This is a genomic window from Bradyrhizobium yuanmingense, from assembly GCF_025200905.1.
Lineage (GTDB): Bacteria > Pseudomonadota > Alphaproteobacteria > Rhizobiales > Xanthobacteraceae > Bradyrhizobium > Bradyrhizobium yuanmingense.
Genome location: NZ_CP104173.1, coordinates 5,341,527 through 5,360,128 on the forward strand (window position 1 = coordinate 5,341,527; position 18,602 = coordinate 5,360,128).

3 protein-coding genes are annotated in these 18,602 nt (G+C 61.1%); 1 reads left to right on the forward strand and 2 read right to left on the reverse strand.

Going from position 1 to position 18,602, the window contains the following annotated elements; translation table 11 throughout:
• Positions 1-3,530 precede the first annotated feature (3,530 nt).
• Entirely contained in the window at positions 3,531-4,061 is a 531-nt protein-coding gene (locus N2605_RS25280; protein WP_260343451.1) for a hypothetical protein, read from the reverse strand.
• Between the two features lie 362 nt (positions 4,062-4,423).
• On the opposite strand from N2605_RS25280, the gene N2605_RS25285 reads away from it, so the two are divergent.
• Positions 4,424-4,816: an avidin/streptavidin family protein gene (locus tag N2605_RS25285; RefSeq protein WP_260343452.1), complete on the forward strand. Its 393-nt coding sequence runs from the start codon at positions 4,424-4,426 to the stop codon at positions 4,814-4,816.
• 885 nt (positions 4,817-5,701) lie between these two features.
• Here the strand turns inward: N2605_RS25285 and N2605_RS25290 are convergent.
• Positions 5,702-18,571, reverse strand: a complete 12,870-nt coding sequence (locus tag N2605_RS25290) for a non-ribosomal peptide synthetase (protein ID WP_260343454.1) — start codon at positions 18,569-18,571, stop codon at positions 5,702-5,704.
• Positions 18,572-18,602 lie beyond the last annotated feature (31 nt).

The window sequence follows — 18,602 nt, forward strand, 5'->3', positions numbered from 1 at the left end:
CAGGATGGCCCAATCGGAATGGCGTAATCGCTTGGTACTGAAGCGGCATGGCGCTTGTGGTCACGCGCAACTACGCACGCGCCACACGGAGTATGTCCATACTGGGCGCAGAGAAGCTGATGCCCCACCAGGCGCTGGATGCGATCAATACCATTGTCTCAGTCCAGCCCCCGACGATCCAGTGGTCTCCGATCCCCCGACGTTCAAGGGTGAAGTCATAAAGTCGAATGCGAAGGAGTCTGGACATCGGATCACGGTCGAAGCGAAGCTAGGATCCGCGACGATTCCGCTCAAGATCCAGATATCGCACGGCCATGTCATTTCGCCAGCGCCGGTCAAGATGAGCTAGTTACGAACAAACCACGGACTCAGGTAAACGCTGGCAGCACTTTCGATTTCTCCTGTCGCAAGATGCCATCACTCGCGACGAACGATGAGCGGTAATGATCGGCGCCATCGCAAGCTCACTCGTCCTCAAACTGATCGCAATAGGCGCGAGTTCTCTCTCTCAACATTTCTTGAGTAGCCGTCGGCGCTACTAGTAAACGGCGTCTCACCGAGAAAGACATGATCAGCCGCGCGAACACTCCTCTCCCACTGCTACAGGCGCGTCACTCAGCTGAGAACGGCCCCAATTCCGGAGCTATGTGGTAGACGCGAAGCGAGCGCTGATTAGACGGTTGTCGCGGGCGAGTGGCCAGACGTGAGCCGCTGCACATCGAGTACCTCATGGCAGATCGTGCGATACGGAGACTGTACAAATGGTGAGCCATATTCTGCTCCCGTGCGGCGAATAGCCGAAGCTTCCCGTTCTTGTTTCTTCCGAGGCGCCGAGATTTCCTTCGTGAGGCCCCCACGTTTAGCGCTGAAATCGTAGCGCTCAATGCTGATGAAAATCAGCTAATGCAACCAATTCCACATGGGCACCCAAATTCGGCGTTTTGTACGCTTTTTTCGTGGTTTTTGCGCGCGCACTAGCGGTTTGGGGCGGCCGAGCGGGACGTTTGATCACTGCGCCTGCTGTGATCATCGATGAAAGCCGGCCATGTAGCGGATTATGAAGAAAGTCACGGCGATGACGGCGGACGTTACAGCGAGTGAAAACGCTACTCGCGCCAAGAATTGGCCAGGGCTAAGTCCGTCCCATGAACTCATTTTCGTGCTTTGCGTTACGACTCGGATTTGCGCCTGCGGCATGATCATAGCATGCGCTAGCTTGCGAGTAATCAGCAAATTCGGTTTATGCGCGCCGTGAATTGTCGCGACCGTTAAGGTAGTCACTCTGCAAACCTAAGGTCCATTAGGGGTACAAAATTCCAGTGTTGAGCAACTGACCCTTTGAATTCGTAGAGCGAAGGGATTGCCATCTTTTGCGACGCGATTTTTATTGTCGATGCACAGCTTATTGTCGGCGGCACTCAGAATAGTAACTCCCATCGCTGCTTGGGATCGGCAGGGGTCGTAGACTGCAAAGCATCAATGTTACTTCCGGTGCGTTGAAGTCGCCTTCCTGTGCGATTGCGAGCTTACCTGCGCTTGACTTCAACGCTGATACGCGAATGTCGGGTTGCAAACATTTTGCGTCCTGATGGACATTGGGACAGAACAAAATAGGACAAACTCGACAAGTATACACAGCCAGGGAGGTACAGCAGCCTTTTGGAAGAAAGGCACGTTGCTTGCTTGGGTGCAATGAGCGACACCAGTCTTGCAGGGGCTGGTGATGCCGGGGCGGGCCTGACATGTTTCGAGACCATTTCGGGTCCGCCTCGTTACTCCTCGCGAGGCAACATGGAGTAACGTATTCGAGCGGCTTCAGCGGCTATTGCGTTCGCTCATGCGCTCGGTCGCGAAGTCCTCAGCGTGTACGAACATGAAGGCCGTAGGTACAGCAGAATCAGCGTCCGCGTAACCGGGAGCATAACAAACGGTTACGACCTTGAAAGTGAATGCCACATCGCCGGTGCGCTGACGAGTATATATCACTTCGGTGCCGAGTCGCATTTGGCTACTGAGGCCCAAGTTCTAACGACTCTACAACGGCCTTGATTATTGCACCTCACCCCCTTTTCTCCGTGAGAGTGACGGACAATGGTATCCAGATAGTCGATTGGCGGAGGAATTTCCTTCACATATAACTTCTGGTGGGTCGTCCGTGCGATAGAAGGAAGCGGACGAAGGAAACCGCGCTAGCAATTGGCGCTGTACTCGCTTCACGGCAATCACGGTTGCATGCCTGTGAGCGCTTGGAGCCTGGGGTGGCTGAGTATGTTGGTGAATGAGGCCGATGGAGGCGGACCCCCTAGCGCTCGTGCGGTTGTGGGTGTTGATTGTGTGCGAATGCCGCCGGAACAAACGGGTGCGAACTGCTCGGAAGCTATACGGGTGCGTGGCCTAATTCGCGGCGCGCTCTCAGGGCCGCGCGTTTTGAGCGCATCACTCTGCAAGCTTAAGGTTCAGGTACTTCGGAGAGTAGGGCAGGTCAACGGTTGGCCTGACAGCACCGAAACGCCTATCTTGAGCCATGATCTCATTGGCGCTTCCTTTGTAGAAAACAAGGCAGTCACCATTGCTCAATACGCACGCTAAATTGGCTCTATTCAGTTGAACCGCCGCGCCACGGCATGAATGCGCCGATAGCTGTCTTCGCGATGCCTGGTGATGCACGTGATCCGGCGAGGTGCCATCTGGCCGCCTCCGGTGGCTGACTTCGGTTAACTTCACAAATTCATACAGTTCGTCAGAAAGCCGCGACACTCCCAACTTAAGTAGGCCATCTTCTCATGCACCGCGAACGCGTGCGTTATTGTCGCTTCCTGATCGTGGCTGGAAGAACGGCAGGCAGCAGCTTGGGCGGTCTCCCCCTAGTGGTCATCGTGTGGTTGCCCTCTCTTCGGTTCCTCGGCTGCCAACTCTCCCGCTCTTTGTATCCATCCGAGCTAAGCCGCGGACAAAGGACTGCGGATTCCGCCGCTTGAGGCATCGTGGCGGTGCCCTGCCATCGTTATAATAAGTGGAAGCCGGCGATGAACTGCCGGCAAACGCACCAGTGTTTCCGCTGAGCGCAACGCGGGTGTACGTGCTCTTGAGCAAAGTGTGGGGCTGGGTTGCTGGCCGCGCAGCTGTTTCTGAAAGCGGGGTAAAGGGCCTGACGCCGCGCGCTGGCATCAGTGAATCGAAGTATCTCGATCCAATTTCCGTGTGCGTCAATGGACCCACCACACGGAACGGGAACGATGATAGCGCTACTGGGACCATCGAGAGAGGCTGCCGCACTTGTCCTCGAGCGAGTCCCAGGACGCGATCATGATGCATCGCATTCGTGGTTTCTGAACGCGGCCGCAAGGTGCGCTACGCCCGCAACCATACTGCGATCAGCTATCGAGAATAGCGCATCACTAACTATGTCGAGTCTGCCCCGCGCGCCGTGAACCCACTGAGCCGTCGATCTAGACTAGCCACGGCCGCGACTCGCAAGGACGGAAGCGCTACACCTACGAAGTCCGCTCATGACAAGACTGCAGTCTACATCAATGCTGGCTAGCGCTAGGCTCGGGCATCAGCGGCGCGCCGCCAACCGAAATCGGCCCTTCTGGTTTAGAGGGCTGGACCGCTCTCCTCGCTGGCCTCAAAACAGGAGGGGCTACAGGCTGAGAAGGAACCGGCGGCGCAGAGGCAGCAGCAGAGGCAGCAATGAGTGAACTCTGCAAGGATTCGATCTTCGCGGTGAGCGCCTCGATTCGGTCCGCCATTCGTTTCAACTCGGCCTGCTGCGCACCGATATTGCCATTGAGTTCTGCAATTTCATCGACCGCCTTCTGTTGGCCTGATCGGACCTCCGACAGAGCTTCCCTATCCTCAGTTGACAAGCCAATCAGGGCAGGCTCACGCGCCGACGACCTCGCCAAAATGGTCTCGATGTTAATCCAAACGTAGGCTGCCGCGGCACACAGACCAAAGGAGATGACCACGAGCGCGAGAATCCAAGACAAGCGCCATGAGTTTTTGTGCAATACGCGCGGTAACTCCGAGGGGCTCGCCTCATCAATCGATTCCATCATTCTCCAGCTGCCATTCCCAGACTTTGATGCTTCTCGTTCACGTAATAATGGGCACCGGTCAAGAGCTGCGGGCGAGGCACGGTGCGCGAAGGAAGTCCCGCTATCGGTGTCAGCAATTGCCTCTGCCTCTAGAGATTAAACTCATGACGGACAGCTAGCCCATGATGGTCTTGGAGTTCGGCCGCTTAGGCGCACCGTCCCACCGATGCAGAGCCGAGGAGCGAGGCCGAGTTCCAGCGTGAACTCCTGCATATGCGCCGCATTCCTTCACCAGACGCGAAATAAGAGCAGCAAACGTCACCAGAAATTGTATCAGACTGGTGACCCGAATGCCGTTTTTAGGCGAGTTTGGGGGCTTCACTATGAAGAGACTTCTGGCATTTTTGTTGATCGGTCAGTTTTTCTTGGCCGTCGGTCAGGCGGGCGCGCAGGGACTTCCTGCGCCCTCATACTGGAAGAATGAACGGGGGTCGGAACTGTTTGTTTGGTCCACGAATGGCGGGACCATACAAGGTACTTTCACAAACCATGCTCAAGGGTTTGCCTGCCAGGGTATCCCTTATCCCGCATCGGGAGCCGTCCGTCCAACCGGACTGTATTTTGTTGTTACTTTTGGGCAGTGCAATTCTCTCACCCGCTGGATTGGAAAAATCAACGGTCCTCAAATGCCAACGTCATGGACGCTGCTCTACGTTGATCAGAACGGCAAGCCCAGCAAGCTGAAGGGCGCCGATACATTCACGCGCGTATGGTAGTCTTCAGCTTTCTTGCGGGGTCGACCTTAGTCGAAAAACTCTCGCTCGCGAGACCTGACGTGAGACGCGCAAGCTCCCTTCGCAAAGCTCTGGGCTGTCCACGATCAGTCAGGTTCGATGCTCGACAGCCTGCACGCCATCCAGCACGGCCGAAGATTGCTTCAAAAAGGGTCTCCCCAGACAACAAAGCACAGCCTAAGCTTCATCCAAATTGGCCGGATGGTCCGTGCATCAGCATTTCTTTCAGGCTCTAGTTTTGAAGTCGAGCGCGGGGTCCGACCGGTGCCGCGCTAAGAGGCGTTTGGTTGGAGAAATTGAGTTTTCAGGTCTCGATACTTAAGATTCTCGCCGGCCAACCTGATGGCTGTGCGAGTCTCGCTGTCCTGAAGGATTACCTGGCGGTTTACTACACCAGCGGTCCGGAGTGGACGGATCGTATGAAGCGATTGGCGGAGCGGGCGCCGGATCTCAACATTTTCGGACAAGGGCTGGTTGCGCGAGAACCCGGACAGTGGATCATAACGGACAAGGGCCGGGCCTTCCTTGCTTTGCTGGAACAGATGGGCGCACGGACCGCTCCGGATCGAGCGCCCGAAGGCAGGAGTGAGAAACCTCTCGCAAGTAACCTTGCCGTGCTTGCTGCGGGGCGACAAGGCCACAGTGCCAATCGCAGGCATGGCCGACGTAAGCGCCTGAGGACGCGCGATGGCCGGTCCACCTAGCCCTGCTGGAAAGCTCACGACCGGCGACTGTGGCCGCATAAGGATGCTCGCGATGTCATAGAGTGGAGCCAGGTGCACGAGAGGTCCGTTTGCCACATGTAGTGAATAGTTTGCGGCCCGAGACAACCTTCGAACCCTGAGCCCTCGGAGAAGTTCTTTGGGCCTATTCAACAGTCCCGATCAAGGCCGTGGAAATGGCTCGAGCCAGAACTCGGCGGTTTTCTGGATTGCTCACCATTGTCTCGTGGTTGCCTGGAACGGGTACCGCATGAATAGCCCCAGCATTCAGGACGTGGTCCCAGCCCTGCCTCGGCAAGTCGCGATCAAGTTGTTTGTCAGCTGATACCCAACGATTGACAAGAGGCTCATTGGCATAAAAGTGGTGTATTTCAATCGGGAGCGACCGAAGGCGATAAGACTGCAGCGCCTGGTGAAATGTCGCGACCCTTAGATACGTTGAAGCGCCACTTTGGATGTCGTAATCTGGAGCTAACGCTCCGATTTGCTGCGCCTTTTCAAGCAACTCAGAGATGGAGCATTGTTCGGTATCGCGTTCCAAAACCTCGCGATGTTCGTCGCGTAAGATTCCACAACGATCCAAAACAAATTCTCCCGCCAAATGGTTAAGTGACGCGTTTGAAGCCGCAGGTAGGCTAACATCGATGAACGCAATGAATGACACGACTTCATCAATGCTTAGTAACTGCTCGGCGATTGCATAAGCCAGGATTGCACCTGATGAGTATCCGGCCAAGCGGTACGGGCCACGTGGCTGGATCTGTTTAATCGCAAGAATTACCTCTGCTGCCATCGCCTCAAATGTCGGTGGACAAGCGTCATCGAAAGGGGGCCATGGTAGAGCGTAGACCGGGCAGTCTGCGTCCATTTCCGCCGCCAAACCGAGGACATACGAACAATCTCCCCAACCTGTGGGGACAAAGAAGAGCGGTGGCTGCGAGCCGGTCGGTCGAACGGGAATCACTGCAGAGTTACTGGGTTGCACCTGCAAACGAATCTTCGATGCAAGCTCCTTCAGAACGGGGGCTCGGAAGAGGTCGGTGGCGTTAAAACTCAGCCCAAGCTTTAATGCTCGACTGAGCAACTGCACGGCCAGGAGCGAGTGGCCGCCCAGCTCGAAGAAGTGCTCGTTGCGCCCGATGCGCTCGACACCAAGCAGCTCGGCCCAGATCCGCGCCAGCGCCGTCTCCACCGCACCTTGCGGCGCCTCGTAGGCCGCCAGCGCATAGGCCTGATCGGCCGGCGCCGGCAGCGCGTTCCGATCCAGCTTGCCATTCACCGTCAGCGGAAGCGCCGCCAGCCGCACGAACGCGCTCGGCACCATGTAGTCCGGCAGCCGGCTACTCAAGTGCGCGCGCAAGGCGCCCGCAAGCCTGCCTCCATCGCCCTCGTCCGAGCCGCCCTCGGGCGCGCAGACCACATAGGCGACAAGATGCTTGTCGCCGGCGCCGCTCTGGCGCGCCACCACCACCGCCTCGCGCACCCAGGCGTGCTCGCAAAGCCGCGCCACGATCTCGCCCGGCTCGATGCGGTAGCCGCGGATCTTCACCTGATCGTCGTTACGCCCTAAGAACTCCAGATTGCCATCCGGCAGATAACGTGCCAGGTCGCCGGTCCGGTACAGCCGGTCGCCCTCGACAAAGGGACTGGCGATGAACCGCTCCGCGGTCAGTTCAGGGCGATTCAAATAGCCACGCGCCACCCCTGCCCCGCCGATGTAAAGCTCGCCCACCGCACCGAACGGCACCGGCGCGCGATCGCCATCCAGCAGGTACACCCGCGTGTTGGCAATTGGACGCCCGATCGGGACCACCGACCCATTGAAATCAGCCGGGCAAGTCCAGAACGTCGCGCAGACTGTTGCCTCGGTCGGGCCATAGGCGTTGACAATCGATGCTGGGGTCAGACTTCGGATGAGTTCAGGCTTCGGCAGCTCTCCAGCAAGAATGAGAACTTGTGGGGTCAAATCTTCCAGATCCTTGCTTGTCTGAAGCAAGGCTGGGGGTAATGTTGCGTGGGTGATGGCTTCGCTTTGGAGATAATCCAATAGCTTGTCACTCGCTTGTCGGATCTCTTCTGCAGGCAAGTGCAAAGAGGCTCCGGAGCCAAACGCCATAAGAAGCTCCCAAGCGCTTGCATCAAAGGCAATGGAGGCGAACTGCACGACTCGGCTGTTGGAAGAAGCGCCAAAGTGACCCACCTGGGCCGATAGCAGATTGACCAATCCCTGATGTTGAACCATGACCCCCTTCGGAGATCCGGTCGATCCTGAAGTGTAGATCACGTAGGCGAGATGGCCGGCTGTGAGGCCAAGCGTCCGCCGGTCAGGGTTTGAGGCGGGCCGTTCGGCCCAGGGCGGGGTCGCCGTCTCCACATCAATCACCGTCACATCGGTCAGCACTTCGGCGCCGAGTGCTGCGCGACCGACGACGTCGCAAAGCAGCAGCCTCGGCGCGGCATCGTCGACAACCTGATGCAGCCGCTCGCTGGGATAGGCTGGGTCCAGCGGCAGATAGGCACCGCCCGCTTTCAGGATCGCCAAGACAGCAACCACCATGGCCGCACTGCGTTCGAGGCAGATCGCAACTGCCTGGTCCGGCTTGACCCCGAGCTCTATCAGATGATGCGCCAGCCGATTGGCCTGCGCGTTGAGCTCGCCATAGCTCAGCCGCTCGTTTTCGCAAACCAGCGCCACCGCCTCCGGCGCCTTTTGCACCTGCGCCTCGAACAGCTCATGAACGCACAGCTCCGATGGGTAGGCTACGGCCGTTCGGTTCAGATCGTCCAGCAGATAGGTGCGCTCCTCAGCCGGCAAGATGTCCAGCTCGCGTACCGGCATATCCGGGGCATGCTCCAGCGCCTTTGCCAGCTGCTCGAGCGCGCGCTGCATGTAGCCGCAGATCCGATCCGCTGAGATTGGCTCCGCCACCTGCACAGTGAGGCCCAGCGCCTCGCCAAAATCTTCTACCGATAGGGTCAGCGGATAGTTAGTGCGTTCCTCCGCGCCCAGCCATTCCACACCCGACAACACATCGTCTGTCCCGGAGCCCGGCCCAGGCGGCGCCGTGTTGTGACGGTAGTTCAGCAGCGTGCTGAAGAGTGGCGTTGACGCCGCAACCGCGCTGCAGCGCTGTGCCAGCGCCAGCGAGGCATGCTCATGTGCCAGCAGCTCAGCCAGCCGGGCGTGCGTCGTCCGCACGCTCACCTCGACGGCGGTCTCATCGAGATCAAGCCGCAGCGGCAGGGTGTTGATGAACAGCCCCATGGCGCGGTCGGCGCCGGCGGTGCCCTGCAGGCGGCCCAACAGCACCGTGCCAAACACCACCAGCTCGCGGCCGCTGCTGCGCGCCACCACCTGCCCCCACGCCAGATGGCACAGGCTCGCCAGACTCACGCCCAGCCGGCGCGCCTGTTCCACGAGGTGCCCATGGAGTGCTGGCGGCAGCATCCGATGCGCCTCAAGAACCCCGCCGCCGTCGCCGCGCACCTCGCTCAGGCCGAATGGCGTGGTCGGCTCGTCGATGTCGGTTAGCAGCTCCCGGAAGAACGCTTCATCCGCCTTCGCATCACCGCGCAGATGGGCCTGCGCCACCAAATTGCGGAATGGCTGCGGCTCCGTCAGCTCATGCTGGCGCCCCTCCAACTCGGCCCGGACCTCAGCATGTATCACGTCACGCGTCGTGTGATCCCCGATCAGGTGATGCTGCAGCTCCAGCAGCAGCCAGCGCGCGTTGCCGGGCTCGCGCGCAATCACAAACCGCAGCAGTGGCGCCCGGCCAAGCTCCATGCGATGCCGGCGCGGATCAAACCGCTCCCTGAGCTGCTCGGCGCCAGCGCCATGAGCGCCATCCAGTTCGATCTCGGTCACCTCCAGTTGCGCCTTCCGCCACACCACCTGGGCCGGCCGCGACAGCCCCTCCCAGACAAAGGACGTCCTCAAGATATCGTGCCGATCCACCACCCGCTGGACCGCGGCAAGATATCGCTCGAGCAGCCCACGCTCAGCAAACGCCATCTGGGACACCAGGAGGTATGGATCGCCCTTTGCCGCTAGCAAATGATGGAACAGGATGCCGTCCTGCAGCGTCGTCAGGCCGTAAATGTCCTGGATATTGCAAACCCCGCCTGGGACCGTGCCAATGATCCGGTTGATCTCGTCCTGCGTCAGCTCGATCAGCGGCAACATCTCGGGCGTGATCGCCGCGCTCCTCTCGGTGATCAGGTTCGCCGGGACCGCGACCTCGTGATGGCGGACCAGGCTTGCGGCCAGGTCCGCCAGCACCGGCTTGACGAACAAGGTGCGCACCTCGATGCGCAGTGACCGCCGCCGCAGACGCTCCATCAACTGGACCGCCAAGAGCGAGTGCCCTCCCAGTTCGAAGAAGTTGTCGTGCCGTCCGACCCGCTCCAGCCCCAGCAGCTCGGCCCAGATCTGCGCCAGCACCGTCTCCATCTCGCCCTGTGGCGGTGCGTAGGCCCGGCGCGCATACGCCCCGTCGCCTGGGACTGGCAGTGCCTTTCGATCGAGTTTGCCGTTCAGCGTCAGCGGAAGCGCCGCCAACCGCACGAACGCGCTCGGCACCATGTAGTCCGGCAACCCCGCACTCACATGCGCCCGCAAACCGCCGGCAAGAGATTCTTCAGCTTCGGCGGCAACGACATACGCAACCAGCCGCTGCTCGCCGCGACCATCCTCGCGCGCCACCACCACAGCCTCGCGCACCGAGGGGTGGGCGCAAAGCTTTGCTACGATCTCCCCAGGTTCGATCCGGAAGCCGCGGATCTTCACCTGCTCGTCGTTGCGGCCTAAGAAATTCAGATTGCCGTCCGGCAGGTAGCGTGCCAGGTCGCCGGTCCGGTACAGGCGGTCGCCGTCCACAAAGGGACTGGGGATGAACCGCTCGGCGGTCAGCTCAGGGCGGTTCAGGTAGCCCCGCGCGACCGCCGCCCCGCCAATGCAGAGCTCGCCCACCGCACCGAACGGCACCAGCCCACCATGACCATCCAGCAAATAGACCCGCGTGTTTGCAATAGGACGGCCAATCGGGACAATGGCCTCATCAAACTCAGCCGGGCAGCTCCAGGATGTAACGTCGATCGCGGCCTCAGTCGGACCGTAGAGATTGTGCAGCTCCGTCCAGGGTAACACGCGCCGAACCCTATGCACACTGGCCGCAGGGAGCGCCTCGCCGCTGCATAAAACCCGCCGCAGGGACGTGCATCGGTCAACACTCTTGGCATCCAAGAAGCTGACCAGCATGGATGGCACGAAGTGCACCGTCGTGATGCGCTGGCTGACGATCAAGTCGACCAATGCATCGGGATCTCTGTGCGCACCGGGCGGCGCCAGCACCAGCGTTGCCCCTTCAAGCAAAGTCCAAAAGAACTCCCAGGCCGACACATCGAAGCTAAATGGCGTCTTCTGCAAGACGAGGTCTGTTGCCTTCAGACCATAGGCGTTCTGCATCCAGATCAGGCGATTAACGATAGCCCGATGCTCATTCTGTGCCCCTTTGGGCGTGCCCGTGGATCCCGACGTGTAAATCACATAAGCGAGATTGCGGGAGGACAGGCTGAGCGCGCGCGGGTCAGGATTTGCTTCCGGCAGGCTGGCCCAGGCCGGCGCCGCAGCATCGAGCTCCACCACGCTCACATTGGCCGGCACATCCAAGCCGAAGGGGGCACGGCCGGCCACATCGGCCAGCAGCAGCCGCGGCGCCGCATCATCGAGCACCTGACGCAGCCGCGCCGACGGATAGGCCGGGTCCAGCGGCATATAGGCCCCACCGGCCTTCAGGATCGCCAAAAGCCCCACCACCATCATCGGACTGCGCTCGACGCAGATCGCAACCGGCTGGTCCGGCTTCGCCCCGAGGGCGATCAGGTGATGCGCCAGGCGGTTGGCCCGCGCATTGAGCTCAGCATAGCTCAGCCGCTCATCGTCGCAGACCACCGCCACCGCATCCGGCGCCTTGTGCACCTGCGCCTCGAACAGCTCGTGGATGCACCGCTCCGCAGGGTACCTCGCCGCCGTCTGGTTCAGCTCCTCCAGCAGATAGGTGCGCTCGGCAGTCGACAGCAGCTCAATGCGGCGGACCTCTTGCTGCGCATCGGCAGCCATCGCCCGCAGCAGCGCCAGCAGATAACCACGCTGCCGCTCGATGGTCGCCTGATCAAACAGCGCCGTGGCATAAGCCAGCGTTCCGGCGATCTCCGCGCCATGCTCGCCAAGGCTCAGCTCCAGATCGAACTTGACCTGATCAATCTCGTCCCCGGCAGCTTCGACACTCAGCCCCGGCAGGTCCAACGCCCCAAGCTCATTGTTCTCCCAGGCCAGCATCACCTGGAACAATGGCGTGTGATCAAGAGCGCGGGGCGGCTGCACGATCTCCACCACCTGCTCGAACGGCAGGTCCTGATGCTCCTGCGCAGCCAGCACCGTGCGCCGCGTCCGCTCCAGAAGCTCCGACACGCTCGGTTGTCCCGACAGATCCAGCCGAAGCGCCAGGGTGTTGACGAAGAACCCGATCAGCTCTTCGATCTCGCGGTGCCCCCGATTGGCGCTCGGCACGCCAATCACAAGATCGTCCTGCCCCGACAGACGCGACAGCACCGCAGCCCAGGCCGCCAGCACGATCATGAACAACGTCGTGCCATGCTGCAGGCTTAGCCGCCTCAGCTCCCGCGTCAGATCCGCATCGATGACGATCGGGATCGTGGCCGCGGCAAACGACTGCTGGGCAGGCCGCGCACGGTCCGTCGGCAAGACAAGACGGGTCGTGCCTGCCAGGGCGCTGCGCCAATATTGCGCCTGCTTCTGCAGCCGTTCGCCCGACAGCCATTGGCGTTGCCAGACGGCGTAATCCGGATATTGGATCGCAAGCGGCGGCAGGGGATCGTCCTGCCCAGCCTCGAATGCTCGGTAAAGCTGGCTAAGTTCACGCAGCAGCACGCCCATCGACCAGCCGTCCGAGACGATGTGATGCTGGGTCAGCAGGAAGACGTGCTCCACGTCCGACATTCGCACCAGATGCCCGCGGATCAGCGGACCGCGCGCAAGATCGAATGGCGTGCGCCCCTCTTCATGGCACAGATCCAAAAGTGCCGCTTCCGCAGCCGATCTCTCCCGCAGATCGTGGTCAACTATCGGCAATCCCGCATCCGGCGGCAGAACCTCAACCCGGGGCTTGCCCTGCCTCGCGACAAAGACACTGCGCAGCGCCTCATGACGCGCAAACACACGGTCAAGGCTGCGCTGCCAGGCGCTGCGGTCGAGCACCCCGCGCAGTCGCAAGGTCAGCGGAATGTGATAGTTCGTGCTGCCTTCGTTCAGCTGCGCCAAAAACCATAGCCGCTGCTGCGCAAAGGACAGCACAAGCGGCTCATGACGCGACACCGCTGCAATCGACGGTAGCTCTTGCCGGCCGGAGCGGCGCAATAGCTCGACGATGCTGGCCGCCAGGTCAGTCAGCACTGGCCTTGCGAACAGCATCGACAGCGGCAGTTCGACCCCAACCGCCTGTGACAGCCGGCTTGACATCTGCACGGCCAGGAGCGAATGGCCGCCCAGCTCGAAGAAGTGGTCGTTGCGCCCGATGCGCTCGACACCAAGCAGCTCGGCCCAGATCCGCGCCAGCGCCGTCTCGACCGCACCTTGCGGCGCCTCGTAGGCCGCCAGCGCATAGGCCTGATCGGCCGGCGCCGGCAGCGCGTTCCGATCCAGCTTGCCGTTCACCGTCAGCGGAAGCGCCGCCAGCCGCACGAACGCGCTCGGCACCATGTAGTCCGGCAGCCGGCTACTCAAGTGCGCGCGCAAGGCGCCCGCAAGCTCGCCTCCATCGCCCTCGTCCGAGCCGCCCTCGGGCGCGCAGACCACATAGGCGACAAGATGCTTGTCGCCGGCGCCGCTCTGGCGCGCCACCACCACCGCCTCGCGCACCCAGGCGTGCTCGCAAAGCCGCGCCACGATCTCGCCCGGCTCGATGCGGTAGCCGCGGATCTTCACCTGATCGTCGTTACGCCCTAAGAACTCCAGATTGCCGTCCGGCAGATAACGTGCCAGGTCGCCGGTCCGGTACAGCCGATCGCCCTCGACAAAGGGACTGGCGATGAACCGCTCCGCTGTCAGTTCAGGGCGATTCAAATAGCCACGCGCCACCCCTGCCCCGCCAATGTAAAGCTCGCCCACCGCACCAAACGGCACGGGCGCGCCATGGCCATCCAGCACGTACACCCGCGTGTTGGCAATTGGACGCCCGATCGGGGCCACCGATCCATCAAAATCAGCCGGGCAAGTCCAGAACGTCGCGAAGGTGGTCGTCTCGGTGGGCCCGTAGCAGTGAATGAGACGTACGGGGCCCTTTTCTTTCAGCAATCTTAGAAATGAGGCAAGATCGCCACGCTCACCCCCACAGAGGAGGTACTTCAGGTGCGCCAACGTCGGAGCAATCGATGAGGTATATTGGTTGAATAATGCTGTTGTCAGAAACAGTGATGTCACACCGTGCTGTTCTAGCGCCCGGGCAAAACTAGGAGTATCCCTGACGGTGGCGGCATGCATGGCAACAATGCAACCACCGTTAAGCAGCGGTGCCCATACTTCGAACGTGCTTGCGTCGAAGGCGGGATTTCCTGCCCATGCCACCCGATCTCTTGCATCGATGTTCACATACCCACTGTTGATCACGAGCCGGTTGACGGCACGATGAGGAACAACAACGCCCTTGGGAAGGCCGGTTGAGCCCGAGGTGTACATGACGTAAGCGGCAGTTTCAGCACTCGACGGTAGCCCAGGATCGGAACTACATCCCGTTCCAGCTATGAGCCGCTCAATAGCCAGAACAGGTATCGTCGCCTCAACCAGATCATCCCCGCAAAGCACCAAGCGTGCAGCACAATCGGCCATCAGCAATTCTTGTCGCGCCGACGGAAGGGCGCGATCGATCGGTACATACACGCCGCCCGCCTTCAGAATCGCCAGCTGCGCCACCACAAGAGCGACGGAGCGGTCCAGCACTGTGGCAACGCGATCCCCAGGCCTGACCCCGAGGGCGATGAGGTGATGTGCGAGGCGGTTAGCCCGCGCATTGAGCTCAGCATAGCTCAGCCGCTCATCGTCGCAGACCACCGCCACCGCATCCGGCGCCTTGTGCACTTGCGCCTCGAACAGCTCGTGGATGCACCGCTCCGCGGGGTATCTCGCCGCCGTCTGGTTCAGCTCCTCCAGCAGATAGGTGCGCTCGGCAGTGGACAGCAGCTCAATCCGGCGGACCTCTTGCTGCGCATCGGCAGCCATCGCCCGCAGCAGCGCCAGCAGATAACCACGCTGCCGCTCGATCGTCGCCTGATCAAACAGCGCCGTGGCATAAGCCAGCGTTCCGGCGATCTCCGCGCCATGCTCGCCAAGGCTCAGCTCCAGATCGAACTCGACCTGATCAATCTCGTCCCCGGCAGCTTCGACACTCAGCCCCGGCAGGTCCAACGCCCCAAGCGCATTGTTCTCCCAGGCCAGCATCACCTGGAACAATGGCGTGTGATCAAGAGCGCGGGGCGGCTGCACGATCTCCACCACCTGCTCGAACGGCAGGTCTTGATGCTCCTGCGCAGCCAGCACCGTGCGCCGCGTCCGCTCCAGAAGCTCCGACACGCTCGGCTTGCCCGACAGATCCAGCCGAAGCGCCAGGGTGTTGACGAAGAACCCGATCAGCTCTTCGATCTCGCGGTGCCCCCGATTGGCGCTCGGCACGCCAATCACAAGATCGTCCTGCCCCGACAGACGCGACAGCACCGCAGCCCAGGCCGCCAGCACGATCATGAACAACGTCGTGCCATGCTGCAGGCTTAGCCGCCTCAGCTCCCGCGTCAGATCCGCATCGATGACGATCGGGATCGTGGCCGCGGCAAACGACTGCTGGGCAGGCCGCGCACGGTCCGTCGGCAAGACAAGACGGGTCGTGCCTGCCAGGGCGCTGCGCCAATATTGCGCCTGCTTCTGCAGCCGTTCGCCCGACAGCCATTGGCGTTGCCAGACGGCGTAATCCGGATATTGGATCGCAAGCGGCGGCAGGGGATCGTCCTGCCCAGCCTCGAATGCTCGGTAAAGCTGGCTAAGTTCACGCAGCAGCACGCCCATCGACCAGCCGTCCGAGACGATGTGATGCTGGGTCAGCAGGAAGACGTGCTCCACGTCCGACATTCGCACCAGATGCCCGCGGATCAGCGGACCGCGCGCAAGATCGAATGGCGTGCGCCCCTCTTCATGGCACAGATCCAAAAGTGCCGCTTCCGCAGCCGATCTCTCCCGCAGATCGTGGTCAACTATCGGCAATCCCGCATCCGGCGGCAGAACCTCAACCCGGGGCTTGCCCTGCCTCGCGACAAAGACACTGCGCAGCGCCTCATGACGTGCAAACACACGGTCAAGGCTGCGCTGCCAGGCGCTGCGGTCGAGCACCCCGCGCAGTCGCAAGGTCAGCGGAATGTGATAGTTCGTGCTGCCTTCGTTCAGCTGCGCCAAAAACCATAGCCGCTGCTGCGCAAAGGACAGCACAAGCGGCTCATGACGCGACACCGCTGCAATCGACGGCAGCTCTCGCCGGCCGGAGCGGCGCAATAGCTCGACGATGCTGGCCGCCAGGTCAGTCAGCACTGGCCTTGCGAACAGCGTCGACAGCGGCAGTTCGACCCCAACCGCCTGTGACAGCCGGCTGGACATCTGCACGGCCAGGAGCGAATGGCCGCCCAGCTCGAAGAAGTGCTCGTTGCGCCCGATGCGCTCGACACCAAGCAGCTCGGCCCAGATCCGCGCCAGCGCCGTTTCCACCGCACCTTGCGGCGCCTCGTAGGCCGCCAGCGCATAGGCCTGATCGGCCGGCGCCGGCAGCGCGTTCCGATCCAGCTTGCCATTCACCGTCAGCGGAAGCGCCGCCAGCCGCACGAACGCGCTCGGCACCATGTAGTCCGGCAGCCGGCTACTCAAGTGCGCGCGCAAGGCGCCCGCAAGCCTGCCTCCATCGCCCTCGTCCGAGCCGCCCTCGGGCGCGCAGACCACATAGGCGACAAGATGCTTGTCGCCGGCGCCGCTCTGGCGCGCCACCACCACCGCCTCGCGCACCCAGGCGTGCTCGCAAAGCCGCGCCACGATCTCGCCCGGCTCGATGCGGTAGCCGCGGATCTTCACCTGATCGTCGTTACGCCCTAAGAACTCCAGATTGCCATCCGGCAGATAACGTGCCAGGTCGCCGGTCCGGTACAGCCGGTCGCCCTCGACAAAGAGACTGGCGATGAACCGCTCCGCGGTCAGTTCAGGGCGATTCAAATAGCCACGCGCCACCCCTGCCCCGCCGATGTAAAGCTCGCCCACCGCACCGAACGGCACCGGCGCGCGATCGCCATCCAGCAGGTACACCCGCGTGTTGGCAATTGGACGCCCGACGTGAGGCATCTGTGGCCAACATGACGGATCAGCTGCAAGGTGGTGCTCGGAAATGACGCTGATTTCCGTCGACCCGTATTGATTGATCAATCTCGCGTTCGGGTGGGCTTCGAAGAACGCCCTAAGCAGTGGAGTGGCCTGCAATCGCTCGCCGGCTGTATAAAGCTCTCTTAAGGAGGGCAGCTGCACGCGCTGCGTGCTCCAGACTTCCGCAAGATGATTCAATGCTACGAACGGGAGGAAGAGCCGCTCGATCGCCTCCCGCTCTACAAGTTCCAGCAGGTCGGAGAAGCGCCGCCGGGTCTCTTCCCGCAGGAGCACAAGCACTCCGCCGTCCTTCCAACAAATGAACAATTCCTGGCAGGACACATCGAAGTTCAGGGTCGCGAATTGAAGTGTGCGCAGTTTTAAAGTGCTAATCCCCGCAAGCGAATTCACAAGCGCGCCATGGGACATTTCAACGCCCTTGGGAATTCCGGTTGAGCCCGAGGTATAGATGACATAGGCGAGATGGCGCGATGTGAGGCCAAGCGTGCCCGGGTCCGGGTTCGAAAGCGGCCGCTCGGCCCAGGACGGGGTCGCCATCTCCAGATCGACCACCGTCACATCGGCCACGACCCCGCCGCCCAGTGCGCCTCGACCGCCGACATCGCAAAGCAGCAGTTTCGGTTTTGCATCATCGACAATCTGCCGCAGCCGCGCTGACGGATAAGCCGGATCTAGCGGCAGATAGGCGCCGCCGGCCTTCAGGATTGCCAGGACACCAACCACCATCGCTAGGCTGCGCTCCAGACAGATCGCCACCGGCTGGTCCGGCTTGACCCCGAGCTCGATCAGATGATGCGCCAGCCGGTTGGCCCGCGCATTGAGTTCGCCATAGCTCAGTCTCTCCTTCTCATGGACCACCGCCACCGCTTCCGGTGCCTTTTGCACCTGGGCCTCGAACAACTCATGGATACATCGCTCGAACAAATAAGGCGCCGCTGTTCGATTCAAATCCTCAAGTAGATACGTGCGTTCGTCGGTTGGCAGAATGTCGATTCGGTCGACGGGCTGCCCCGCATGGTCCATCACACCGCGCAACAAAGTTTGTAAATGCTGCATCATGCGGTCGATCTGCTTTGGCGCTAATCGAGCTGAATCAAAATGCCAGCGGAAGCTCCCATCCAGCGCACGAATCTCAAAGGTCAGCAAATTGCCGCACAAGACTTGGCCAGCTTCGCGGCTCGTCGTCAGATCGTCAGCGACGGACCCGCTCTCTGTCGTGATTGCAATGCCAACCGGCCAAGGCTCGCGCGACCGTAACGCCTCCACACCTCGCAATGTCGGGCAGCGCGCAATAAGATCCCGGGCAAAGCTAGCGTGCGCCCTCAGCTGAGCGACTTCGGCCGCCACTGTTTTGCGCACTTCTTCAAAATCATGAGCAAGCTCAATGCACACGTCCATCGGCACGACGGAGGCGATCAACGCATCGACGAGTTTGGAGCCATCTTGCAATCCATCCCATGCAGGCTTCCATCCCAGTTGCGGTTCTTTTTCTCCCGTGACCCGAGCGAGATAGATCAGCCAAGCCGTGAGCAAAAATTCCGAGCGATCGTGTGGGGATAGTTTA

Bases quoted from the DNA above. Each gene is read 5' to 3' on its own strand.
- N2605_RS25280 (WP_260343451.1), bottom strand. From the start codon at position 4,061: ATGATGGAATCGATTGATGAGGCGAGCCCCTCGGAGTTACCGCGCGTA.
- N2605_RS25285 (WP_260343452.1), top strand. From the start codon at position 4,424: ATGAAGAGACTTCTGGCATTTTTGTTGATCGGTCAGTTTTTCTTGGCC.